General features: G+C 65.6%; 24 protein-coding genes. 12 read left to right on the forward strand and 12 right to left on the reverse strand.

From position 1 onward, the window contains the following. Positions 1-7: 7 nt before the first annotated feature. From J5M67_RS08145 to J5M67_RS08165, 5 genes are read right to left on the reverse strand one after another with little or no spacing between them, the layout of a single operon-like run. Complete coding sequence (locus tag J5M67_RS08145) at positions 8-1,447, reverse strand: hypothetical protein (protein WP_207884797.1); 1,440 nt, start codon at positions 1,445-1,447, stop codon at positions 8-10. 5 nt (positions 1,448-1,452) lie between these two features. Beyond that, the gene (locus J5M67_RS08150) at positions 1,453-2,880 is read right to left on the reverse strand and encodes a glycosyltransferase family 39 protein (RefSeq protein WP_207884798.1); all 1,428 of its coding nucleotides are present in this window, start codon (positions 2,878-2,880) and stop codon (positions 1,453-1,455) included. 25 nt (positions 2,881-2,905) lie between these two features. After that, the gene (locus tag J5M67_RS08155) at positions 2,906-3,736 is read right to left on the reverse strand and encodes a bifunctional 2-polyprenyl-6-hydroxyphenol methylase/3-demethylubiquinol 3-O-methyltransferase UbiG (RefSeq protein WP_207884799.1); all 831 of its coding nucleotides are present in this window, start codon (positions 3,734-3,736) and stop codon (positions 2,906-2,908) included. A 40-nt stretch (positions 3,737-3,776) separates the two neighbouring features. Next, positions 3,777-5,264 (reverse strand): glycosyltransferase, encoded by a 1,488-nt coding sequence (locus tag J5M67_RS08160; RefSeq protein WP_207884800.1) that lies wholly within the window; start codon positions 5,262-5,264, stop codon positions 3,777-3,779. Continuing rightward, on the reverse strand, positions 5,261-6,694 hold the full coding sequence (locus J5M67_RS08165; protein ID WP_243434572.1) for a glycosyltransferase: 1,434 nt from the start codon (positions 6,692-6,694) through the stop codon (positions 5,261-5,263). The genes J5M67_RS08160 and J5M67_RS08165 overlap by 4 nt, the downstream gene beginning before the upstream one ends. A gap of 290 nt (positions 6,695-6,984) precedes the next feature. On the opposite strand from J5M67_RS08165, the gene J5M67_RS08170 reads away from it, so the two are divergent. From J5M67_RS08170 to J5M67_RS08190, 5 genes are all read left to right on the forward strand, one after another. Further along, positions 6,985-7,182 (forward strand): DUF1127 domain-containing protein, encoded by a 198-nt coding sequence (locus J5M67_RS08170; RefSeq protein WP_207884802.1) that lies wholly within the window; start codon positions 6,985-6,987, stop codon positions 7,180-7,182. A gap of 90 nt (positions 7,183-7,272) precedes the next feature. After that, on the forward strand, positions 7,273-7,593 hold the full coding sequence (locus J5M67_RS08175; RefSeq protein WP_207884803.1) for a DUF2388 domain-containing protein: 321 nt from the start codon (positions 7,273-7,275) through the stop codon (positions 7,591-7,593). Positions 7,594-7,693: 100 nt separating this feature from the next. Continuing rightward, on the forward strand, positions 7,694-7,987 hold the full coding sequence (locus tag J5M67_RS08180; RefSeq protein WP_207884804.1) for a DUF2388 domain-containing protein: 294 nt from the start codon (positions 7,694-7,696) through the stop codon (positions 7,985-7,987). A 37-nt stretch (positions 7,988-8,024) separates the two neighbouring features. Further along, positions 8,025-8,360: a DUF2388 domain-containing protein gene (locus tag J5M67_RS08185; RefSeq protein WP_207884805.1), complete on the forward strand. Its 336-nt coding sequence runs from the start codon at positions 8,025-8,027 to the stop codon at positions 8,358-8,360. Continuing rightward, the gene (locus J5M67_RS08190; RefSeq protein WP_207884806.1) at positions 8,357-10,315 is read left to right on the forward strand and encodes a DUF4105 domain-containing protein; all 1,959 of its coding nucleotides are present in this window, start codon (positions 8,357-8,359) and stop codon (positions 10,313-10,315) included. Before J5M67_RS08185 ends, J5M67_RS08190 begins: the two co-directional genes overlap by 4 nt. A 140-nt stretch (positions 10,316-10,455) precedes the next feature. On the opposite strand, the gene J5M67_RS08195 is transcribed toward J5M67_RS08190, so the two are convergent. From J5M67_RS08195 to J5M67_RS08215, 5 genes are all read right to left on the reverse strand, one after another. Beyond that, on the reverse strand, positions 10,456-10,857 hold the full coding sequence (locus J5M67_RS08195; RefSeq protein WP_207884807.1) for a GFA family protein: 402 nt from the start codon (positions 10,855-10,857) through the stop codon (positions 10,456-10,458). A 15-nt stretch (positions 10,858-10,872) separates the two neighbouring features. Beyond that, a complete protein-coding gene (locus J5M67_RS08200; RefSeq protein WP_207884808.1) occupies positions 10,873-11,604 on the reverse strand; it encodes a phytanoyl-CoA dioxygenase family protein in 732 nt (243 codons plus the stop codon). Further along, positions 11,601-12,527, reverse strand: a complete 927-nt coding sequence (locus J5M67_RS08205) for a LysR family transcriptional regulator (RefSeq protein WP_207884809.1) — start codon at positions 12,525-12,527, stop codon at positions 11,601-11,603. Before J5M67_RS08205 ends, J5M67_RS08200 begins: the two co-directional genes overlap by 4 nt. Positions 12,528-12,601: 74 nt before the next feature. After that, complete coding sequence (speB, locus tag J5M67_RS08210) at positions 12,602-13,558, reverse strand: agmatinase (RefSeq protein WP_207884810.1); 957 nt, start codon at positions 13,556-13,558, stop codon at positions 12,602-12,604. A 26-nt stretch (positions 13,559-13,584) separates the two neighbouring features. After that, positions 13,585-14,970, reverse strand: a complete 1,386-nt coding sequence (locus tag J5M67_RS08215) for a sodium:solute symporter (RefSeq protein ID WP_207884811.1) — start codon at positions 14,968-14,970, stop codon at positions 13,585-13,587. Between the two features lie 262 nt (positions 14,971-15,232). Between J5M67_RS08215 and J5M67_RS08220 the strand changes: the two genes are divergently transcribed. Together J5M67_RS08220 and J5M67_RS08225 are read left to right on the forward strand one after the other, a co-directional pair. Further along, on the forward strand, positions 15,233-15,460 hold the full coding sequence (locus tag J5M67_RS08220; RefSeq protein WP_045213580.1) for a CopG family ribbon-helix-helix protein: 228 nt from the start codon (positions 15,233-15,235) through the stop codon (positions 15,458-15,460). Then, positions 15,457-15,738 (forward strand): type II toxin-antitoxin system RelE/ParE family toxin, encoded by a 282-nt coding sequence (locus tag J5M67_RS08225; protein WP_207884812.1) that lies wholly within the window; start codon positions 15,457-15,459, stop codon positions 15,736-15,738. Before J5M67_RS08220 ends, J5M67_RS08225 begins: the two co-directional genes overlap by 4 nt. A gap of 245 nt (positions 15,739-15,983) precedes the next feature. Here the strand turns inward: J5M67_RS08225 and J5M67_RS08230 are convergent, their stop codons facing one another. Continuing rightward, the gene (locus J5M67_RS08230; RefSeq protein WP_207884813.1) at positions 15,984-16,271 is read right to left on the reverse strand and encodes a DUF2218 domain-containing protein; all 288 of its coding nucleotides are present in this window, start codon (positions 16,269-16,271) and stop codon (positions 15,984-15,986) included. 96 nt (positions 16,272-16,367) lie between these two features. Between J5M67_RS08230 and J5M67_RS08235 the strand changes: the two genes are divergently transcribed. Further along, positions 16,368-17,285, forward strand: a complete 918-nt coding sequence (locus J5M67_RS08235) for a LysR family transcriptional regulator (RefSeq protein WP_207884814.1) — start codon at positions 16,368-16,370, stop codon at positions 17,283-17,285. Positions 17,286-17,328: 43 nt separating this feature from the next. Further along, a complete protein-coding gene (locus J5M67_RS08240; protein ID WP_207884815.1) occupies positions 17,329-17,784 on the forward strand; it encodes a GNAT family N-acetyltransferase in 456 nt (151 codons plus the stop codon). A 3-nt stretch (positions 17,785-17,787) separates the two neighbouring features. On the opposite strand, the gene J5M67_RS08245 is transcribed toward J5M67_RS08240, so the two are convergent. After that, positions 17,788-18,738, reverse strand: coding sequence for an alpha/beta fold hydrolase (locus J5M67_RS08245; RefSeq protein ID WP_207884816.1), 951 nt, complete (start codon positions 18,736-18,738; stop codon positions 17,788-17,790). A 272-nt stretch (positions 18,739-19,010) separates the two neighbouring features. Between J5M67_RS08245 and J5M67_RS08250 the strand changes: the two genes are divergently transcribed. From J5M67_RS08250 to J5M67_RS08260, 3 genes are read left to right on the forward strand one after another with little or no spacing between them, the layout of a single operon-like run. Next, positions 19,011-21,104 (forward strand): 3-hydroxyacyl-CoA dehydrogenase NAD-binding domain-containing protein, encoded by a 2,094-nt coding sequence (locus J5M67_RS08250; RefSeq protein ID WP_207884817.1) that lies wholly within the window; start codon positions 19,011-19,013, stop codon positions 21,102-21,104. 9 nt (positions 21,105-21,113) lie between these two features. Further along, positions 21,114-22,304, forward strand: a complete 1,191-nt coding sequence (locus J5M67_RS08255) for an acyl-CoA dehydrogenase family protein (RefSeq protein ID WP_207884818.1) — start codon at positions 21,114-21,116, stop codon at positions 22,302-22,304. Between the two features lie 10 nt (positions 22,305-22,314). Further along, positions 22,315-23,445, forward strand: a complete 1,131-nt coding sequence (locus J5M67_RS08260) for an acyl-CoA dehydrogenase family protein (RefSeq protein ID WP_207884819.1) — start codon at positions 22,315-22,317, stop codon at positions 23,443-23,445. Positions 23,446-23,552 lie beyond the last annotated feature (107 nt).

Raw genomic sequence — 23,552 nt, forward strand, 5'->3', positions numbered from 1 at the left:
CACGCGATCAGGGGGTCGGCAAGGGCCGAACCCGACCGTCGTCGCCAATTTCGTACTGGGCGAGGTCTCGGCGGACGAACTCCAGGTTCGGATGGCGGAGCGGCAGTACCGCGGCGAAGGGTTTGAAGATGTGCAGCCATTCGCCATAGACATACAGCGGGAGGTTGCCCTCGGCGACCCGCAATGGCTGTCCGCTCGGCAGGTCATCCAGGTCGTCCCACACATGCTGCATGTACCGGTGAGTCTGCTTGTGCGGCCGCCCGTAGTCGGAGAACTGCACCTTCTCGGCCTGGTAGGCCAACGGTGCATAGAGCACGGGCAGGCAGACCGTCAGCACGCCCAGGCCTCGGGTACCTCGCCCTTCAGCGCAACGCTGCGAAGCATCCGTCGGATTCAGAATCAGGCAGAGGAAGATCACAACCAGGAAGATCACCTCGAAGTAGTAGCGAGGCGACAGCGCCAGCAGGTCGCCGAACAGCTGCCCCCGGGAGGAACCACTGATCATCAGGAAGTTCAGGCCCACCAGGCCCAGCAACGCCAGCCAGTAGACCAGGTTCTCCCGCCGCCACAGGCACGTACCCAGGATCGCCACGCCCCAGCCCGCAACGATCAGAGCCGTGCCGAGGCTCCACGCACCGGGCTGCTGCAGAACCAGCAGACCTCCGAGTATGCGCATGAACGCCAGGGCAATCTGGATGGCGGTACTGATCGACGAAGGTCCATCCAGACGAAGTACCGGTGCATAGAGCAGGTACCAGCCGACATAGACACCGACCGCCAACAGCATCGCCATACCCAACGCATAACGTCGCAGCGCCGCGAAGCCCAGGCGCCAGCTCAGGCAGAACTCCAACGCCAGCACATAGACCGGTATAAGCACCGCCTTGCCGTAGAAACCAAAGGCCAGAATGGCGCACCCCCAGCAGCCCAGCAGGTCGGACCAGCGCCGCTGCTGCCGATAGCCCAGGTAGAAGTACAGGCAACTGATGCTCAGGAAGATATAGGGCAGACGGTGAATACCCGCGCTCCACCAGGCCAGCAGCGGCAGCAGCACACCGTTGCAGGCGAACAGCACGATCAGCGCCCGATTCCAGGGCCCCGGACGCAAGCGCTGCAGCAGCAGCGCGAGCATCACCGTGGAGGCGAGCTGGAATACCGTCAGCACCGCCACCGCCAGGGAGAAGTCGAGCGGCGCGATTTCGAGCAGCAACCAGCTGAACAGCCTGTGCAACGGCACGAAGTGGACGTCGATAGGCGTGAAGAGATACTGCAGCAGCGGCATCGACCCGACCAACTGGAAGTGGTCGTAATCGTCCCCGATGAAGTCACTGTTCTTCAGCGCGAAACGCAAGGTGACCCAGGTGAACAGCAGAATCAGCAACCAGACGATGCCGTTTTCCCAGCCAGCGAACAACCTCCGGGCATCGTTCGGCCCCTTCTCAGGCATTACGTTCACTTGCCTTTACCAATGATGACGCAACCGGTGTCCTGGCTCTTGCGCGGGTAACCATCCCAGTCATAAGCCGCCAGATAGGGCGGGAACAGAGAGCTGTCGCAGAACACCCTGTAATCGTTCACTCGCGCCGGGAATACCTGAATCATGCTCTGGCCGGAAATGCTCCAGCGCGCCCCGGACTGGGCGAACTCGTTGTAAAAGAAGGGCTCGACGCCCGAATAGCCGAACGAAACCGTCGTGCCCGACGGCAGGGCTGCAGCCCAGGCGCGAACCTTCTGCACTTCATCCGGTGCCAGGAACGACTTGCGCAGAAGCCCCACACGCGGCCACATCGGCTCGAACGAAGGGTTGCGAGCCCAGGAGTATTGTCCCAGCGGATACAGCAGCGCCACAGCCAGCACCGCCGCCGCCATGCGCGCCCAGGCATGGCCGTTCAGGCTCTGGATGCTGTACAGCAGGCCCAGCAGCACGAGCCAGATGGCAAAGACCAGCGCGAAGCTGTACCACATGTTGTGGCCGTTCAGGGACAACGCGAGGAAGCCCGCGCCATAGAGGGTCAGCATCACATCCTTGCCCAGGTCACGGCGCAGGATCAGCTGCGCCAGCGCCAGCAGGAACAGCGCACCGACCTTCATCCACCCACTGGGACCATCCATGACTGGAGAGCCCATCTTGTAGGCGAACTGGAAGCGCATGTCATCGGCGAAGGCACCAATGTGCTTCACCGCGAAAAGCCCGTAGGCCAGCAAGGAAACGGCTGCAACCACCAGCATCAGCAATTCTGCAGGGCGAATCAGCAGGTCCTCCCGCCGCAGGATCTTCCAGGCGACCAGCAACGCATAGGGCGGCAGCATATAGACCGCGTTGAAATGCACGATCGCCCCCAGCAGCACCAGTGCCATTCCCAGCGCGGGGCGATCCTTCAGCAATGCCCATAGCGAGGCGAGGAAAACCAATGCATAGAAGGCCTCCATCCGCGCAACGTTGGAGATGGCCAGGGTGTAGGGCGAGAGAAATGCGATGAGGGTCAGGAGCACCGCCACGCCCGCCTTCCAGCCCTCCAGGCGAAGACTGCGCAAGATGCCCAGCGAGACACCGAAACAGCCCAGGTACAGCAGGGTCGACACCCAGCGTGCCAGATCGAAGCTGTACCCGAAGACTTTGAAAACTCCGGCCAGCAGCAGCATGTAGCCGGGCGGCATCCACATGACGATGCGATCGGCATTCAGTCCGTACACGTAGAAGCTGCCGGTCCGACTGAATTCGAATGCCTGGGAGGTAAAGGCCGTCTCGTCGTTCCAGGGAATGGGGAATTCGAACCCCATCCCCACACGAACCACCAGGGCCGCCGCCAGAACCGCCAGGGCGGCCGCCCACTGTCCGCGCCGCCCACCCAGCAGGCTCAGCAAGGCGCCGATACGCATGAATCCCATCATTGATACTTCCTTGTCAAAGAGGCTTGCGGGCGATGATCGCCTGGCTCTTGGGCATCGCCCGGTCCAGTGCCTTCTTGATGCGCGGACCATCTTCGGTCGCCAGCAGCATGTTCCAGGTGCGTGTCCAGCTATCGAGCAACGGGTGCCATGGCGGCGAGAGATCCTGCTTGCAGGCCCAGAAGAAGAACCACCACACGGACCAGTAGAAGCCATAGTGCGCCTGGCGCTCGATGACCAGACCAGCGTCACGGATCAGTTGCTCGAACGCCTCACGCTCGAACACGCGGATATGGTTCGGGTGTTCGAAATATGCCGGAGGTGCCAGCTCCTTCTGCACGCTTTCGCCCAGAGGGTCAGGGACAGTGATCAAATACAGCGCGCCGGGCTTGCCCACCCGGACCAGTTCGCGCATGAACTGCGCAGGATCCTCCACATGCTCCAGCACTTCCATCGCCACAACCTTGTCGACGCGCGCATCGGGGAGCGGGATAGGGTTGGCATCGGTCACCAGCGGCAGCATGGCGCGGGCATTGGAGCCCTGCAGCGCACGCTCGACGCCGGCGACCTTGTCGGCGTCGATGTCGGCGAAAATGACCTCCGCACCGCGCTGGGCGCAGAACTGCACAAAGGGACCGTCACCACAGCCAATGTCGAGCACCGCGTCTTGCGCGCTGATCGGGAAACCCTCGAACAACTCATCGGTTTCCTGCTGGAACCAGCCACTCAGGTAGGTATCGGTCAGCGTCGACAGATCCTCGGCCGGTGCAGCCACCGCTTCGGTCGTGCGTTCGGGCTCCGCGGCGGAGGCCGGCTTGCGGCCCAGGCTCTTGATGAACTCCAGCATGTCAGCTCCAGCTATGACTTGGTGTGTACCGCAGCATCATTCAGGCGACGTCTGCGGCCAGAAACGCCTCGAGACGGCCGCGGCCAGCCTCCAGCGAGCAATGCCCCCGCATCCGCTCCACCGCCGCACTCGACATGAGGCGGTAGCGTTCCGGTTGCCGCGTGAAGCAATCGAACGCCTGGCGATACGCCTCCACCAGCGACGCCCAGTCGATCTGGTGACGCAAGGTCCGATACGCCAGCCGCGGATCATGCGGCCAGGCGGTGGCATCCAACCAGGTATCCACCACGAAGGCGACCTGCTCGTCGATATAGTCGGCCATCGCCGAGTGGCACGGGGCGACCGCCGGCTTGCCGCAACTGAGGTATTCCATCAGCGGCAGGCACTGACCTTCGCCGTGGGAAGCGTTGACGATGAACGCGGTATGACGAATCAGCGCGTCATACTCGGCGCGATCGAGATAGCCATGCATCAGTACGACGCGGCACTTGAAGGCCGGCATGCGCGCCATGCACATCAGCATGTCGTTCATCGCCGACTCGTATTCGTGGTGCCCCAGCTTGAACAGCAGGGTCGCCTCGGACGTGTCGCGGAAGGCCGTACAGAACGCGGTGAGCATGTCCACCCAGTTCTTGCGGCCGTCGTAAGGATTGAAGACGGCGGTGAACACCACCCCCGAGAGGGTCAGGCAGTGTTCGCCAAACGGCAGCGGCGGCATATCCGCATCGTCGCCCGCGACCTCGGGCAGACGGCCCGGCTCCACGGGATTGAGCGGCTCCATAGCCTCGGCGGGCGCCACGAAAGGAGCCGGCCGCGGTGCGCGCCAGGCCAGACGGTACCATTCCACCAGATAGCGCATGGTCGTGCGCAGGAGGGATTGGCGAACAGTCGGCGGCACTTCGCCCGGCGTGCTGGAGGTGGCCTGCGGCAGCTCGCGGGCACGGGCGCTGGTCACCGCCCGCGCCACGGCATCGCCATCCGGAATATAGGGTGCGAGGGCCAGGTCGTGGCTGTCCATCACCACACCGGCACGGACGCGCAGTGTCGCAGAGACATCGGCGGGGACACGCAAGGCATTGAACCTGTCCCACACAGGGGCCGGAATCGACACCACGGGGAAGTCGGCACCAATGGCCTGGCGTGCAGCCTCCACGGTCAACCCCGAATGGGTGATGGCACGGCCGCAGCGGCGTAGCACCTCGGCCCAATTCTGTCGCTCGTCCTCCAGCCAATGCTGATTGGGGATGGAGTCGAACTCCCAGGCGAACACCGGAATGACCGGACACTCCAGCCCGAGCGGCGTCTTGTGCGGTGGCATGAAGCTGAGGAACACGCAGGCTTCGCCTCGTGCCCGCGCCTCGTGGAAAAGCGGATCGACCTGCTCCAACCGCTCCACGACCTCCACCTCGCCCAACTCGCGAAGCAGCGGCAGGAACTCCTTGAGCACGAAGTAGTAACTGTAATCCGGCAGCCCCAGGCTGGATTCGATGCGACTGGCATTGAGCTCGGAATAGGCGAGGAACTTCATTCGGCCAACCCTCCCGCCAAACGAGCGGGCTCCGAGGAGCAGCGGGAGCGTCCCTGCACCTGCGCGAGGAAGGTCCGCAAGCTGTCGGCTACCGTTTCCATCGAGCAGAAATGCTGCATCCGCAGGCGCGCCGCCTGGGACATGCGTTCGTATCCCTGCGGGTCATCGTTGGCCAACCTGTAGCTGTCTCGGAACGCCAGCATCAGCGACTCCCAATTGAGCCGGTGCCGGTGCGTCACCAGCATACCGGTAGGGTCATGGGGCCAGCAGGTGGGTTCCAGTGCGCCCTTCAGGATGAAGCCCATGCGTCCGTCCAGGTAATCGGCCATCGCCGTATGGTCCGGGGCCAGCGCCGGCTTGCCGGCACACAGGAACTCCATCAACGGCAGGCACAGCCCTTCGCAGGAAGACGCGTTCACGTAGTAATCGGTCGCCGCGACCATGGCCTGGTACTGCTCGTCCTCGAGGAAGCCATGCAGCACCACCACGCGGCAGGCGAAAGGCGCCAGGCGGGAAAGCAGGGTCATCAGCACGACCCGGTAATGCTCCAGGTCATGGTGGGTCATCTTCACCAGCAGCACAGCGTCGGGCGTATCGCGGAATGCCCAGCAAAAGGCGGTGATCAGATCGATCCAGTTCTTGCGGCCGTCGGCGGGATTGAGCACGGTGGTGTACACCACGCCGCACAGACTGACTTCCCGAGCTTCTGGAATAGCCGCCACGGGAGCAGGGGCTAGCGCCGGCTCGACGCCAAACACCTCGCGCTTCCAGCCCTCGAAGAGCGCGCGCGTCACCTGTACTCGTTGTTGCAAGCGCGAGGGCTTTGCCGGCTCGGGTTCAGGCTCTGGCGTCGGCGCGGCGACATCGGGGCGACGCACCAGGCCGTCGGCACTCAGACCCAGCAGCGGACTATCGATCACCACGCCATTGAAAGGAATGCGTCGCTCACCCTGGCCCGGCCGACAGGCTGCTGGCGCGCCGAAACGCTCCCAGATCGGTGCGGGTACCGCCAGGACCGGCAGGTTCCGGTGGGCAGAGGTCACCAGCGCAGCCGCCTCGCGACTGGTGGCGATGGCGCCCTGGACCCGCTCGAACACATAGGCCCAGTCGTTGCGCGGGTCTCCCTCCCAGGCCACATCGGGAAGGCTGTCGAACTCCCAGGCGAACAACGGGACAGTCGGGCACTTCAACCCCAGCGGGGTCTGTTGCGGGGGACTGACGCTGATGAACACCACCGGGCGAGTGGCGCGATGCCGCTCATAGAGGCTTTCGACTTCATCCAGGCTGCGGACCTCGACGACAGTCCCGATCTGACGCAGCGCCGGCAGAAACTCCTTGAGCAGAAAGTAGTAACTGTACTCCGGCTTGCCCAGCGAGCTGTGGATGGTGTCCTGGCTGATTTTCGAGCCAATGAGAATGAGCGTATCCATCATGATGCAACCGCAGGCCCCGCTCCTGCGCGGTTCTTATTATCGATGCAGCCGGTGCCGCCACTGCGAATTTCTGGAGTAAGGGGTGCATAGCACCAGTTCTTCGCCGCGCTGGCAAGAGCCTTTCCGCTGTGAGTACAGATGGGGCGATAACCAGGCAATACAGTTGCGAACTTCCTGGAACTGACCCAGAACAATCACTCTCCGCTGTGACTGGCGAGTCACCCCACCTCCACCCAATCATGTCCTCCCATACCACTCGCTCCCCAAAGGAGCCGGAGGACACCGCCATGGAACACGCCCTCGCCCGACCGGCAACCAACCCGCGCACCGGGATGCAACGCACCCTCTGGAAATTGCTGCGCCAGTGGCAGCAGAACACCCGCACCCGCCGCCAGCTGGCCGAGTTGGACAGCCGGCAACTGGCCGATATCGGCGTCAGTCACAGCGAGCGCGTGGGTGAGATCTCGAAGCCCTTCTGGCGCTGAGCTCTGGTGACTCGCATCAGTCTTGGTTAGTCTGTGCTCCAGTAGAGTGGCCCCCCGGCCACCTTTTTGTGCTTAATCCGGAGCCACTTCATGAAGAAAAGCCTGCAATTGATTGCTGCAGCCACCCTGCTCGGCTGCGCTACCGGCGCCTTTGCCACCAGTTTCGTCTACACCACCGACATGACGGTGCGTGCCACCGGCGCCACCTCCGACGCCACCTCCAACATCAGCAACTCCTTCAAGGACGACAAGATCGTTCTCGAAGCCAAGGACGATGCTGCCACCTTCGTGGCCAGCCAGGGCGACATCCGCGGCGCCCACCTGGAAGCCGCCCTGCGCCACATCCGCACCAAGATGCCGGCCCTGGCCGCCAACGACCAACAGCTGGCACAGGCCATCCTGACCATCTGATGCCCCGCCGCGCCGGGCACTCCGCCCGGCGCGCCGCGCTGGCCCTCGGCCACGCATTCCGTTAGCCTTGGCGGTCGTGCTTTTCCGATCATTTCCGCCCATGCGCCCTCTGCTGATCCTGCTACCGCTGTCGTTCCTCGCCCTGCCTGCCCTGGCATTCGACCAGACGACCCAGTTCCCGGTACGGACCAGCTATATCACCAGCAAACTGACCAGCGCGCCGTTCGAGAACAAGCTGCTGCGCAGCGCCCGTGACGACGCGGCAGGCTTCATCGCCACCGCTGGCGAGCTGCGTGGTGCGCGTCTCGAAGCGGCGCTGCACTGGCTGCGCGAACGCCACCCGGCGCTTGCGGCGAATGATCGGGAACTGGCCGAAGCGATTCTTGCCCAATAAGTCGTGAGCAGCTCCTGCTGCCCTTTCGGAGACATCCATGCGCCTCAGCTCGATTTCCAAGAGCCCCCTGATCCTCGGTCTGCTGCTCGCCGCCTGCGCTTCCGGCGCACAGGCGCAGTCGGTGATTCGCGTGTTCAACATCACCACCAACGCCTTCGCCCGCAGCATCGACTTCACCTCGGACACCACCACCTCCGTGCGCGACATGAAGATCGTCCAGGAAGCCCGTGACGACGCCGCCAGCTTCGTCGGCAGCGATGGCGCCATCCGCGGCGCCCAACTGGAAGCCGCGTTCAAGGCACTGCGCGCAGACGTGCCGCAGGCGCGTGAGGCCTCCGACCAGGCCCTGGCCGAAGCCATTCTCGCTCTGTGAAACGCCGGGTTGGCCGCTGGCTGGCGGCCCTTGCACTGATCGTCGCCGCCAGCAGCCAAGCCTCGCTCCGCCTGGAGCTCGACACCGACGGATTGACCGACCCCCAGCGCCAGGCCAGCCAGCAACTGCTGGACGAGGCCCTGCAAACGCTGCCGGCCACTTTCGTCGAACGCCTCGACCGCACCGTCGAGGTGCAGTGGCGCGATGACCTGCCCAGCAACGGCATGGGCCGCGCCCTGCGTCCAGATGCCATCGCCCTGAGCAACCGCTACCTCGCGGCGCTCACCGACGGCAGCGCGGCCACCCAACAGACCGGTCGTACCCACGGCACCCTGCGCCGCGAACTGCTGGCTGCCCTGCTCCACGAGCTCACCCACCTCTACGACCGCGCCCGCCTCTGGGATGCCGACGAAGCCCGCGTCATCCGCCGCTGCACGATGCGCGACAAGAGCCTCGGCCGCGTCGGCGCGCCGGGCGAGTGCCGCACCCAGACCGGTCGCCGCTTCACCCTAAGCGACGATCCACGCCTGCTCGACCTGGCCGGCTGGCCGCAGTACGCCGGCAAACATGGCGAACGCGAGCAGCACAATCGCTTCGTGCTGCGCAGCCCGGACCGCTACGAGCTGAGCAACCCGCGCGAGTACGTCGCGGTCAACATGGAGTACTTCCTCCTCGACCCGAGCTACGCCTGCCGCCGGCCCGCGCTGTACCGCTACTATGCCTCGCGCTTCGGCGAGCGCCCGCACGACGCATGCGCCAGCAGCTACGCCTACCTCAATGCCGGCCGCGACTTCGGTCAGCAGCCGCTGGGCTACCTCGACCCCGAGCGGGTCTACGAGGTGGACTACTTCATCGCCGAGGCCAACGCCGACATCGCCAGCCGCTGGGGCCACACCATGCTGCGCCTGGTGGTCTGCGCACCGGGCCGCCCGCGCGGGCCGGACTGCCGCCTGGACCTCGACCAGCACCTGGTGCTGTCCTTCCGCGCCTTCGTCGGCGACCTGCAGCTCTCCAGCTGGGACGGCCTGACCGGCGCCTACCCGTCGCGGCTGTTCGTGCTGCCGCTGTCGCAGGTGATCGAGGAATACACCAAGGTCGAGCTGCGCAGCCTGGCCTCGATCCCGCTGCGCCTGAGCCGCGACGAGATCAATGGCCTGGTAGAACGCTCCGCGCAGAGTCACTGGAGCTACGACGGCAATTACTACTTCCTGTCCAACAACTGCGCCGTGGAGACGCTCAAGCTCCTGCGCAGCGGCATCCAGCGGCAAAGCCTGCAGAGCATGGACAGCATTACCCCCTACGGCGTGCTCGGCCTGCTGGAGAACCAGGGAATCGCCGACCCGAGCGTGCTGGACAACCCCAAGGAAGCCCTGCGCCTGGGCTATCGCTTCGACTCCTTCCGCGACCGTTATCAGGCGATGTTCGACGTGCTGAAAAAACGCCTGGACGTCCCCCAGGACAAGGTCGAGGACTGGCTCGCTCTGCCCGCCACCGAACGCCGCCCCTGGTTCGACAAGGCCGACCTGCGCGCCAGTGCCGCCCTGCTCCTGCTCGAACAGGCCTCGCTGCGCCGCCAGCTGCTGCTGGCCCAGGACGAGCTCAAGCAGCTCTACCTGAGCAACCGTGACGACCTGAGCGCCGACACACGCCTGGCCACCGCCGGCAAGACGTTGCAGCAGATCCTCGACGACAGCGGCTTCCTCAGTCGCCCGGCGGAGCTGCTCGACGGTGGCTACGGGCTGCCCCAAGCGAAGGAAACCACCACCCTCGAACAGCAGACCCAGCAACGGCAGAAGCGCCTGCGCCAGCTCAGCGACAACCTCGACCGCGAGGTGCGCGCCCTGCTCACGCCGGAGCGACGCGAGGAGCTGGCCGCGCTGGAGGCCAACACCAAGCAGATCGGCGCGCACCTGCGCGCACTGCACAAGGCAGCGGGTGGGTTCGAGCTGCCCTGACGGCTTCTTAGGAGCGGACTCCGTCCGCGATCCGCAGGCGCACGCCTAGGCGGTTCGCGAGCAAGCTCGCTCCTACGAAGAGCGACGCAACGTGCTACCTGTAGGAGCGAGCTTGCTCGCGAACAGAGCCTCCGGCAGAACTAAAGTTTCTCCTCCCACTCCTCCGGCAACTGCTCGTCCAGGTGAATCCATGGCAGCCGGCTCTTCACCCAGATGTGCCGGTCCGGGACCACATCGGCGACCTCATCCAGTGTCGCGGTGGTGATGTCCAGGGAGTCCGGCGCGAGGTCGGTGAACAACGCCAGCTGCGCCCCACAGTTGGCGCAGAAGTAACGCACACAGGACGTCGAGGACCGGTACTCGGCAGGCTCGCCGGCGGTCCAGCGAAAGCGCTCCAGCGGCACCGTGACCCAGGTGGTGACGATGCCGCCGGTGGTGCGCCGGCAGATCGAGCAGTGGCAATGCGCAACGTCCGCAAGCTCGGCGTTGCACGCGTAGCGCAGCTGTCCGCAGTGGCAGCCGCCCTGGTGTATTGCGCCCATGGGTAATCCTCCGTTTCAGTCGTATTCGGCGGCTTCGTGATCGCCCAGCAGCCGCCGTTGACGCGGCGTGCAGGCGGCCAGCACCTCGGGGTTGAAGACCCAGTCCAGGTAGGGTGAAAACTTCTGCGCGACCATGCGCCGCCCGTAATGCACCTGCAGCAGGTAGCGCGTGCGCTGGCTCAGGTTGCGGCTACCGGCGTGCCAGAGGTCACTACGGAACAGCAGGCAATCGCCGGCGCGGCACAACACCGGCTCGGCCACCCTGCCCCGCCATTCGCGCTCGTCCGGGTGAGGTGCCCGGCCGGCGCGATGGCTGCCGGGGATGATCCAGGTCGGACACAGCGTTTCGTCGATGTCGTCGAGATAGATCTGCGCAGTGCAGATCGACATCGGCAGCTCGAAGCCCGACTCCAGCAGCTCCGCCGGCAGCGCGACGGGCAGGTAGTCCTGATGCATCTCTGCGCCGATGAAGCCGGGATGGCAGCGCCAGGCCGTCTGGCCGATCACATGGCAGTCCTCGCCCAATGCCGCCTCGGCCAGTTCGATGAGGCCCGGCGGGTCGAGGTACGGCAGCCAGCGTGGCGAACGGTTGAACACGCACTTGTAGTGATCCACCAACCCTTCGTAGTCCCAGTGGATCGGCCGCAGACCATCGATCAGCGACCGCACCTCCTCCACCTGGCGGGCATCCAGCAGGCCGCGCAGCAGAACGAAACCGTCCTCGTGCAGAGCCTGTAATGCGTTCATGCTGACAGCCCTCCATTGCCCAGCTGCGCCTGGGCCTGTAGCAGGGCATCGAGGAAGGCCGCGACCGCTTCCCCCGGCTCGGCGCCCTGGCGGGTCACGCAGTGGAACTCGGACACGTACGCCAGCTGCGCCGGCCGGATCGCCCGCAAGCGGCCCTCGGCCACCCACTCGGCGGCGTAGTGACTCGGCAGGTAGCCGATGAAGGTGCCGCTGAATACCAGGTTGGCGATGGCCTCCATGCTGTAGGCATTGGTCGTGCGCCTGAACACCAGCCCGTGGGGCCGCTGGCTCTCGGCCATGTAGCCTCGTCCGACGTAGTCGGCGGCGCAGATGGCTTCCAGCGAAGGCTCGTCGTCCTGTCGTCCGTAGAATGGGTGTTCGCGGGCGCAGTAGAGGTTCTGCTCCTCGCGGAACAGCGACTGGTAGCGCAGCCCGGACAGCCGGTGGTGGAAGGCGCCGATGGCCAGTTGCAGGCGCTCTTCCAGCACGGCGTTTTCCAGCTCGTCCGGTCGTTGGGTATGCAGGTTCAGGCGCACGCGGGGGTTGCCCTGGCGGAACAGCCGGATGGCCAGTGGCAGCGGCCAGCAGTGCTGGCCAAGCACCCCGTCGACGCAACCCAGGTGCAAGGTTTCACGGTCGCGCCCGCCAAGGCCGGTGACCTGCTCACGGAAGCGCTCGATATCGGTGAACAGCACCAGCGCCGCCTCGTACAACTCCTGGCCTTCCTCGGTGAGCTGGAAGCCACTGCTGCCACGTCGGCACAGCGAATAGCCCAGGCGCAGTTCCAGATCGCGCACCAGTACGCTCAGGCGCGACAGGCTGGTGTTCAGGCGCACCTGGGCGGCCGTGAAGCCGCCGGCCTCGACGATGGTGCAGAAGGTGCGCAGCAGGCGCAGGTCGATATCGGAAAGATTGCCCAGCATGGGAGTTCTCGCGGCGGCGACGCAGGCTTTTGGTTATAGCGCCGAGGACGCCGCCCCGTGAACCCCCACGGCGGTCAGCGGCGCGCTGCCAGCGAGTCGGCCAGCACGCAGAGCAGCTCGAACATCATGGTGGCGCCCACCAGCGCGGTCGCCCCGCCCTGGTCGAAGGGCGGCGAGACTTCCACCACGTCGGCGCCAATCAGGTTCAGCCCCTGCAGGCCACGGATCATGTGCTGCGCCTGCAGCGTGGTCATGCCGCCGATCTCCGGCGTGCCGGTGCCGGGGGCGAAGGCCGGGTCGAGCACATCGACGTCGAAGGTCACGTAGGTCGGCTCCTGCCCTACCACGCGACGAACTTCGGCGAGCGTCGCCTCTACACCCAGGTCGGCGAACTCTTCCATGTGGATCACGCGGATGCCTTGCTCATGGGCAAAGGCTTCGTCGTCCGCGTCGTAGATCGAACCACGGATGCCGACCTGCACCGTCCGCTTAGGGTCCAGCAGCCCTTCCTCGATGGCACGGCGGAACGGCGTGCCATGGGTGTAAGGGTTGTCGCCGAAGTAGCGGTCGTTGGTGTCGGAATGGGCGTCGAAATGCACCATGCCGATCGGCCGCTCGGCGGCCAGCGCACGGAAGATCGGCAGGGTCACCAGGTGGTCGCCGCCCACCGACAGCGGCACAGCGCCCGCCGCATGAATGCGTCGGTAGAAGCCTTCGATGCGCTTGAGCGAATCGAGCAGGTCGATGGGGTTCACCGGCGCATCGCCGATGTCGCCGACACGCACCAGGTCGTAGGGCGCAATGCGGCTGACGTGGTGCACCTTGCGCATCAGACTCGACTGGTTGCGTACCTCGCGCGGGCCGTGGCGGGCGCCGGCGCGGTTGGTGGTGCCGCCGTCCCAGGGCACGCCGAGCAGCGCGATGTCCACCTGCGCCGGGTCCTCGAAGATCGGCAGGCGCATGAAGCTGGGGATGCCGGCGAAGCGGGGAATCTCGGCGGCGTCCATGGGCTGGGGAAAGTCATGGTTCATGGGGCGTCTCCTGATGGGAAAGGGTTTCAGTCGGCCTGCGCCTGAAGGCTGGCAGCGGGCGCGCCGGCCAGGCTGACCACCACGAAGGTGACCAGGCTGGCGAGCAGGCCGTAGGCGATGGGGGTGTTGGCGAGGATGCCGTCGATGGCCATGAACAGGACCACCACCAGGCTGCCGGCCACGATGCTGGCAATCGCCCCGCGCGCCGAGGCGCGGCGCCACAGCAATGCGCCGAGGATGGGCACCAGCAAGCCGCCGACCAGCAGGTTGTAGGCAATGCTCAGGGCGCCGATAACGTCGTTCACCAGGCACGCCAGAACCAGCATCACCACGCCCATCAGCAGCGTGAACAGGCGGCTCTCGCGCAGGCCATTGGGCGCGCCGGGACGCAGGAAGCGCGCGTAGACGTCCTCCTGCAGCACAGTGGCGGCGGCCAGCAGGCAACCGGAGGCCGTGGACATGATGGCCGACAGCGCCGCTGCCACCACCAGCCCGCGCAGGCCCGGAGCGAGCACCTGGCGGGTGATCTCGGCGTAGGCGTTCTCCGGGACCGCCAGGTTCGGGATCAACACGTGCGCGGCGGCGCCGATCAGCGCGCAGGCCAGGCCGTAGAGCATGCAATAGACCCCGGCACCGAGGCCGGCGTAGCGCACCACCTTCTCGCTGCGCGCGGTGAACACCCGTTGCCAGATGTCCTGGCCGATCAGCGCACCGAAGAAGTACAGCAGGAAATAGGTGAGGATGGTGTCCAGGCCGATGTGGCCGAGATCGAAGAAACCCGCCGGCAGCACTGCCTGCATGCGCGACAGGCCGCCCGCCTCGTGGATCGACAGCGGCAGCAGTACGGCAAAGATGCCGAGGGTCTTGATCACGAACTGGATGATGTCGGTCAGGGTCAGCGACCACATGCCGCCGATCACCGAGTAGACGATGACGATACCGCCACCGCAGAGGATCGCCGGGATGCGCGGGACATCGAAGACCACCTCGGTCACCGAACCGATGGCGATGGTCGCGGTGACCGCCACCATCAGGTCATAGGCGACCATCACGATTCCCCCGATCAGCCGCGAGGACGCCTGGTAGCGCTGCTCCAGAATCTGCGTGACGGTGTAGACCTTCAGCTTCGCGATCTGCCGCGAAAACACCAGGCTGAGGACGATGATCCCCAGCCCCAGCATGAATACCAGCCACAGGCCTGACAAACCGTAGAGATAGCCGAGCTTCACCGTGCCGATGGTGGACGCGCCGCCCAGGACCACGGCAGCCATGGTGCCCAGGTAGAGGCCGGGGCCGAGCCGGCGCCCTGCCACCAGGAAGTCGTTCTGGTTGCGCGCCTTGCGCATTCCGTACCAGCCCAGGGCAAGCATGCCCAGGGCGTAGACCAGCATGATCAGGTAATCGAGCAGCATCGCGGGAGGCTCCTGTTGTTGTTGTGTGGGATGCAGGCCGTCGCCGGACAAGCCTGATCCGCCCCGCCCTTCGAACAAATCCCCGATGCCGGAAGCCAACTTTCGCAGCCGCGAAAGTGACGTTTCAGGCCGCGCCAGACGGCGCCGCGCACCCTCCTCCCGCTTCCTTCGCAAAAAACTTTGCCCTCGCCAAGTGCTTGATTCGTATACGCATGTTATCGTTGTAAACACTGTATACAGCGTAAACGGAGCTGTTCAAAAATTGACCACCGTTGTCTCTTTCCGCGCCGATGACGCCCTCGTCGCGGCTCTGGACCAGCTGGCCCGCGCCACCCACCGGGACAGGCCCTACCACCTGCGCCAGGCCCTGGCGCAGTACCTGGAACGCCAGAGCTGGCACGTGGCGGCCATCGATGAAGGGGTGGCAGACGCCGATGCCGGCCACCTGCTGGAGCACGCCGCCATCGAAGCCAAGTGGGGGCTGGCATGAGCTTGCAGTGGACGCACAAGGCCGCGGCCGACCTGGACGCCATCTACGACCACTACGTCGTGCTGATCGGCCCGGAGAAGGCGCTACGCGCCATCCAGGACATCGTCGAGCAGGTACGCCCGCTGGCGAACCTCGACCTGAGCAGCAGCGGCGTGCCCAGTGAAGTGCCCGGCGTCAGGGAATTGCCGGTCGAGCGCTGGCCTTATCACGCCGCCTACCGGGTAAAGGGCCGTTCTGTACAGATTTTGCGCATCGACCGTGTGGATAACTCTGGGTAAAAGTGGCCACACGGTTACAAAATATTTCAAAGTATTGACTTTTTAATTTGGTTAAAAAGCATACAAATATATACAGAAAGCGATTCTGGTCACTTTTGGTTCTTACTTGTTTAATTTGGTCTGATTAGAAACTTCTATTTCAGAAATAGTCATTATTTCTGAGCGACGACCGGCTTTTTCCAGGCAACAAAAAACCCGGCCTTGGCCGGGTTTTTCGTTTTTCCGAGCTTATTTTCGAAAGCGGATCAGGCAGCCTGCCAATCGACCGGCAATTGCCCTTCTTTCCAGGCGAAACGGTCGAGGTGGCTGACCACCACGTTCTGCAGGCGCTCCAGCGCCTCGCTATCGGCGGCCTCGGCGTCCATCAGCAGCGCCTCGGGCGTGGCGTGCAGGCGGCAGGTGCCGAAATCGAAACGCAGCACGCCGCGATTCTCGGTCAGCTCGACCGGGAGCTTGTGGGCGAAGTGGTTGCACAGGCGCTTGAGGTAGCGCGAGGCGTCAGGGGTGGCGACAGTGGCACGGCTCAGCGGCATCGTTCTCTTCTCCTTTTCGGGAGTTGCCATGCTAGGCGGGGGAAATCCAGGGAAAAACCCGCTATTTTGCCTTTCACTCTTAAGCGGAGCTTCACAATGGACAACCTCAAGGGCATGGCGGTCTTCGCCACCGTGGTGGCTCGCGGTTCCATGGCCGCCGCCGCCGAAAGCCTGGGCATGACACCCTCGGCAGTCAGCCAGCAGATCCGCAAGCTCGAAGCCCACGCCCAGGTGACGCTACTGCACCGCACCACCCGCAAGCTGACGCTGACCGAGGCGGGCGAAGCCTTCTACCGCAGTTGCGCGCAGATGCTGGCGATCGCAGAAGAGGCGGAGCAGCGCCTGGGCGAATGGCGCGAGGCACCGGTGGGCGAGTTGCGCCTGGCCGCCCCGGTGGGCTTCTCCGGCAAGCTGATCACCGAAGCCCTGCGTCCGTTGCTGGAAAACCATCGCCAACTGCGCCTGCAGCTGTTCTTCCACGACGAGCAGATCGACATGATCGAACAGCGCATCGACCTCGCCATCCGCGTCGGCAGCCTCTCGGATTCGAGCCTGGTGGCGCGTCACCTGGCCGAGTGGAACAACGTCATCTGCGCCGCGCCGTCCTACCTGCGGCGCATCGGGCCTGTCGACCACCCGCAGCAGCTGCAGGGCGTCGACTGGCTGGCGCTGAACACGGTGGCGCACCAGGGTTACCTGAACTTCAGCGGGCCGGACGGGGGGGGCTGCAAGCTGCGCCTGGAGCCCCGCGTTGCCGCCAACAGCATGATCGCCCTGCGCCAGTTCACCCTCGACGGGCTGGGTGTGTCCGCGCAGCCCGAGCCGGAAGTCCGCGAGGCACTGGAGGAGGGCCGCTTGCAGCGGCTGTTGCCGGACTGGACGCTGCCGCCGTTCGGCATCTACGCCGTGACCCCGCGCCGCGATGCCCAGCCGGCCAAGGTCAAGGTCGCCATCGAGGCGCTGCGTCGCCACCTCGGCGGCTCGTCGCGCCTGCGCTTCCAGGCGCCGGTCTGAGCGGCGCGTTAAGATGAGCAGCTTATCGGAAGGAGTACCCCCAATGGCCCGGAACTGGACCTGCAAGCACCACAGCGACCTGAGCAAGGAAGAGCTGTACGCCATCCTCAGCCTGCGAACCGAAGTCTTCGTGGTCGAGCAGAAATGCCCCTACCAGGAAGTCGATGGCCTCGACCTCGTCGGCGACACCTGCCACCTGATGGTGGAAGAGGGTGGCCAGCTGATCGGCTACCTGCGCCTGCTGGACCCCGAGCGCCACGACGGCGACGTGGTCATCGGCCGCGTGGTGATCGCCCCGGCAGGGCGCGGCACCGGCCTCGGGCACCAGTTGATGGAGCAGGCGTTGCAAGCCATTGCCCAGCGCTGGCCGGGGCTGCCGATCTACCTTTCGGCCCAGGCGCACCTGCAGGGTTACTACGGCCGCTATGGCTTCGCCCCGGTTACCGAGGTTTACCTGGAGGACGACATCCCGCACATCGGCATGCGCCGCCAGGCCTGAACCTCACGCCGGGTAGTGCCGGGCGAGGAAGTCGCCCAGTAACGCATTGACCCGCTCTGGCTGTTGGTTCTGGATCCAGTGGCCGCATTTCTCCAGCACATGCTGTTCCAGCTTCGGCACATGCGCAGGCATGCGCTGCAGCGTGTAAGCCTCGAAGCGCCCGACCGGGTCGCGGTCGCCGATCAGGAACAGCGTCGGCTGTTCGATCTTGCGCCCGGCCAGCGGTTCGGTGCGTTGCCAGGTCCGCTCGAAATTGCGGTACCAGTTCAGCGCGCCATGGAAGCCACGGCCCTCGAAGGTGCGCACATACCACTGGAAGTCCTCGGCGCTGCACCAGGCCGGGTGCGCAGGCGGCGAGGGCAGGCCGTCGAACAACCGGCCTTCGGGTGACTGCTCCGGCGCCAAGCTCACGTTGTCGCCGAGGAAATGGCGCAGGGTTAATGCGATATCCGCATCCAGTTCGGCCTCGGCACGGCCGGGCTGCTGGAAGTAGAGGATGTAGAAGAACTTGCCGGCGAACACCTCGCGCATGATCTCCACCGCAGGACGCTTGGCGCGACCGGCGAAGGGCACCGACAGGGTCACCAACACCTCCACGCGTTGCGGCTCCAGCAGCGCCAGGTGCCAGGCCACCGGTGCGCCCCAATCGTGCCCGATCATCGCCACGCGCTCGTGGCCGAGCGCGTCCATGGCGCCCTGGATATCCGCGCAGAGCGTCAGCACGTCATAGGCGTCTACCGCCTGCGGCGCACTGCTCTGGCCGAAGCCGCGCATCTCCGGGGCGAACACGCGGTAGCCGGCGGAGGAGAGCGCACGCATCTGGTGCTGCCAGGAATGCCAGCACTCGGGAAAGCCATGCAGCAGCCACACCGGCCTGCCGTTCGCCGGGCCGCAGCTGTAGAGGCTGAGCTGGATGCCGTTGACCGCCAGCAGTTGATGTTCGAACTCGTGCATGACGCGACCTTCCGTGAGAGCCAGATTCAACTATGCCGTGCCTGGCTCGCAGCCCGAATCGTATTCATCGGGCGAATGTAGCGCTCTCACCAGCATCCCACGCCGATGCATCGCCTGCAGGAGCGAGCTTGCTCGCGAAAGGTCTGCCTCCGGGCATCTCCTTCGGTCCTACAAAAAGCACGGAGCAACCTACTCGACAAGGAAAAACGACCATCGTATTCTGCACAGCGAAACACTATTCCGTTAAAAACAAATCAATAGCGGAGCTCAGCATGTCAGAGGCGGTACAACACGAACGCCGGGGCGAGATCGCTCTGGTCACGGTCGACAGCCCACCGGTGAACGCCCTCGGACAGTCCGTCCGGGCCGGGCTGCTCAAAGCCTTCCAGCAGGCCGAGGCCGATCCGCAGGTACGCGCGGTGGTGCTGGTGTGTGCCGGGCGCACCTTCATGGCCGGTGCGGATATCCGTGAGTTCGGCAAGCCGCCGCAGGCGCCCTTGCTACCGGAGGTGATCGAAGCCATCGAAGCCTCCAGCAAGCCCAGCGTCGCCGTGATTTACGGCACCGCCCTGGGCGGCGGCCTGGAAGTCGCTCTGGCCTGCCATTACCGCATCGCCCGCCGCGACGCCCAGGTCGGCCTGCCGGAAGTGAAGCTCGGCCTGCTGCCCGGCGCCGGCGGCACCCAGCGTCTGCCGCGCCTGGCGGGCGTGGAAAAAGCTCTGGACATGATCGTCTCCGGCACGCCGATCCGAGCGACCGAGGCCTTGGACAGCGCCATCGTCGATGAACTGTTCGACGGTGATCTCATCGAAGCCGGCCTCGCCTTCGCCCAGCGGCTGCTGGCGGACGGCAAGGGCCCGCGACGCACCGGCGAACGCAACGAACGCGTGCAGGCAAGCGGCCTCGCCGAGCTGATTGCCCACAAGCGCGGCGACGTGCAGAAGCGCCTGCCCGGTCAGTTCTCCCCGCTGCGCTGCGTCGACGCGGTGGAAGCCGCGACCCAGCTGCCATTGCGCGAAGGCCTGGCGCGCGAGCGCGAGTTGTTCCTGCAATGCATGGAATCCCCGCAACGCGCCGCGCTGATCCACGCCTTCTTCGCCGAGCGCGAAGCAACACGGGTCGACGGGCTGGCCGCCGAGGTGCAGCCACGGGAAATCCGCCGCGCCGCCGTCATCGGTGGCGGCACCATGGGCGTCGGCATCCTGCTGTGCTTCGCCAACGCCGGCATCCCCGTGCAACTGCTGGAAGTGAATGAAGAAGCTCTGCAGCGCGGTCTCGACCGCGCCCGCAGCCTGTACGCCGCCAGCGTGGCGCGCGGCAGCCTGGGGGCCGAGGAGATGGAGCGGCGCATGGGCCTGATCAGCGGCGTGCTCGACTACGCCGCGTTGGGCGACGCCGACGTGGTGGTCGAAGCCGTGTTCGAGAGCCTGGAGGTGAAGCGCCAGGTCTTCGAAAAACTGGATGCGGTCTGCAAGTCCGGCGCGATCCTCGCCAGCAACACCTCCTCGCTGGACCTCGACGCAATCGCCGCCTTCACCAAGCGGCCGCAGGACGTGGTCGGCCTGCACTTCTTCAGCCCGGCCAACGTCATGCGCCTGCTGGAAGTGGTGCGCGGCAAAGCCACCTCGGATGCCGTGCTGGCCAGCGCCATGCAGCTGGGCAAGCGCCTGAAGAAGGTCTCGGTGGTGGTCGGCGTGTGCGACGGCTTCGTCGGCAACCGCATGATCTTCCCGTACGGCCGCCAGGCCGAATTCCTGCTGGAGGAGGGCGCCACGCCCGCGCAGGTGGACCGCGCGCTGCGCACCTTCGGCATGGCCATGGGGCCGCTGGCGGTACGCGACCTGTCCGGCCTGGACATCAGCCACGCGATCCGCTCGCGCCAGCGGCCGAACCTCAAGCCGGGCCAGGTCCTGCCCCGGGTGCTCGACCACCTGATCGCCGCCGGCATGCTCGGGCAAAAGACCGGCACCGGCTTCTATCACTACGGCGAAGGCGGCCGCGCCGCGCAGGACAACCCGGCGCTGCCGGCCATGCTGGAGCAGGCCGCCGCCGAACGCGGCATCACCCGTGCGCCGATCAGCGATGAAGAGATCGTCGAGCGCTGCATCTATGCATTGGTCAACGAGGCCGCCCAGATTCTCGACGAGGGCATCGCCCAGCGCGCCAGCGACATCGACGTGATCTTCCTCAACGGCTACGGCTTCCCCGCCTGGCGCGGCGGCCCGCTGTTCCATGCCGACAGCGTCGGCCTTGCGCACGTACTCGAACGAATCCGCGAGTTCCACCAGCGCCTCGGCGCCTGGTGGCAGCCCGCACCACTGCTCGAACGTCTGGTGGCCGAAGGCCGCCGCTTCGCTGATCTCTGAGGACCCACCATGGACATCCATTTCACCCCCGACGAACTGGCGTTCCGCGATGAAGTCCGCCAGTTTCTGCAAACCCAACTGCCCCAGGACATCGCCACCAAGGTGCGCCTGGGCAAACACCTGACCAAGGCCGACCACCAGCGCTGGCAGCGCGTGCTCGCCGGGCAGGGCTGGTACGCCACGCACTGGCCGGAGGAGTTCGGCGGCACCGGCTGGAACGCCGTGCAGAAACACATTTTCGAAGAGGAGTGCGCCGCCTTCGGCGCGCCGCGCACCATCCCCTTCGGCGTCAACATGGTCGCGCCGGTGATCATCAAATTCGGCACGCCCGAGCAGCAGGCGCATTACCTGCCGCGCATCCTCGACGGCACCGACTGGTGGTGCCAGGGCTACTCCGAGCCGGGCGCCGGCTCCGACCTCGCTTCGCTGAAGACCCGCGCCGTGCGCGACGGCGATCACTACGTGGTGAACGGCCAGAAGACCTGGACCACCCTCGGTCAGCACGCCGACTGGATCTTCTGCCTGGTGCGCACCGACCCCGAGGCGCAGCAGCAGCGCGGCATCAGCTTCCTGCTGATCGACATGCAGACACCCGGCATCACCGTGCGCCCGATCATCACCCTGGACGGCGAGCATGAGGTCAACGAGGTGTTCTTCGACAACGTGCGCGTACCGGTGGAAAACCTGGTGGGCCGCGAGAACGAAGGCTGGACCTGCGCCAAGTACCTGCTGACCTACGAGCGCACCGGGCTGGCCGGCATCGGCGCATCCAAGGCGGTGCTCGCGCACCTGAAACAGGTTGCCAGCCGCGAGCTGTGCGACGGCAGGCCGATGCTCGAAGACCCGCTGTTCCGCGCCCAGGTGGCGGAGGTGGAGATGCAGCTGATGGCCATCGAGATGAGTACCCTGCGCATCCTCGCCGCCGCCCGCGAAGGCGGTGTGCCGGGGGCGGAAAGCTCGATCCTGAAAGTGAAGGGCACGGAGATCCGCCAGGCGATCAGCCACCTGCTGCGCAAGGTGCTCGGCCCCTATGCGCTGCCCTTCATCGAGGACGAGTTCGAGCTGGGCGCCGAGCCGCTGCACGCCGACTATTCGGCTGCACCGGCCAGCCAGTACTTCAACCTGCGCAAGCTGTCGATCTTCGGCGGCTCCAACGAAATCCAGAAGAACATCGTCTCCAAGATGATTCTCGAGCTGTGAGGCCAGGACCATGGACTTCAAACTGAGCGAAGAGCAGCAGATGCTGCAGGACACCGCGGCCCGCCTGGTCCGCGACGCATATCCGTTCGACAAACGCGAGGGATTCAGCCGTTCCGAGCTGGGCCACAGCGCCGAGTTCTGGCGCCAGCTCGGCGAGCTGGGGCTGACCTCGGTGTCGCTGCCGGAGGCCTACGGCGGCTTCGGTGGCGGCGTGGAAAGCATGCTGGTGCTCACCGAACTGGGCCGCGGCCTGTGCCTGGAGCCCTACCTGCAATCGGTGGTGCACGGCGGCGGGCTGATCGCCCAGCTGGGCAGCGACGCGCAGAAGGACCACTGGCTGCCGCGCATCGCCAGCGGCGAAGCACAACTGGCGGTCGCGCTGGAAGAGCCGCAGAGCCATTACCAATTGCACGATGTGCAGACCCGTGCCGAGCAAGCCGGCAACGGCTGGAAGCTGAGCGGACGCAAGGCGGTGGTGATCGGCGGGCAGAGCGCCACGGCGATCCTGGTCTCGGCGCGCATCAATGGCAATGCACGGGACGAGGCGGGCATCGGCCTGTTCCTCGTCGATCCGCAGCAGCCCGTCGTGGGCCGCCGCGAGTACCCGACGGTGGACGGCCAGCGCGCCTGCGAGCTGTTCCTTGATGGCGCTGTCGGCGAAGCCATCGGCACGCCCGGTGAGGCGCCGCCGGCGCTGCGTTATCAACAGGGCAGGGCGATTGCCGCACAGTGCGCCGAAGCCCTGGGCAGCCTGCAGGAAGCCTGCGCGTTGACCCTGGACTACCTGAAGACGCGCAAGCAGTTCGGCATCCCCATCGGCAAGTTCCAGGTGCTGCAGCACCGCATGGTGGACATGCGCAGCGAGCTGGAGCAGGCCACCAGCATGGCGATCCTCGCCGCCTGCGTCGCCGACCAGCCCGACAGCACCGAGCGCAGCCGCACCCTGGCCGCCGCCAAGTTCATCGTCACCCGCGCGGCACGCTACGTGGCCGAACAGGCGATCCAGCTGCACGGCGGCATCGGCATGACCTGGGAATACGTATTGGCGCATCACGCCAAGCGGCTGGTGATGCTCAGCCATCAGCTGGGGGACGACGATCATCATCTGAAGGTGTATGCGAGCCTCATGGAGGTGGCGTGAGGCGAGCTGCCGCCTCTTTGTAGGAGCGAGCTTGCTCGCGAACTGCCCAGCGCCGTAGTCGCCGGTGAATCCGTTCGCGAGCAAGCTCGCTCCTACAAAAATCGACT

Source organism: Pseudomonas sp. 30_B (assembly GCF_017491605.1).
Taxonomy (GTDB): domain Bacteria; phylum Pseudomonadota; class Gammaproteobacteria; order Pseudomonadales; family Pseudomonadaceae; genus Pseudomonas.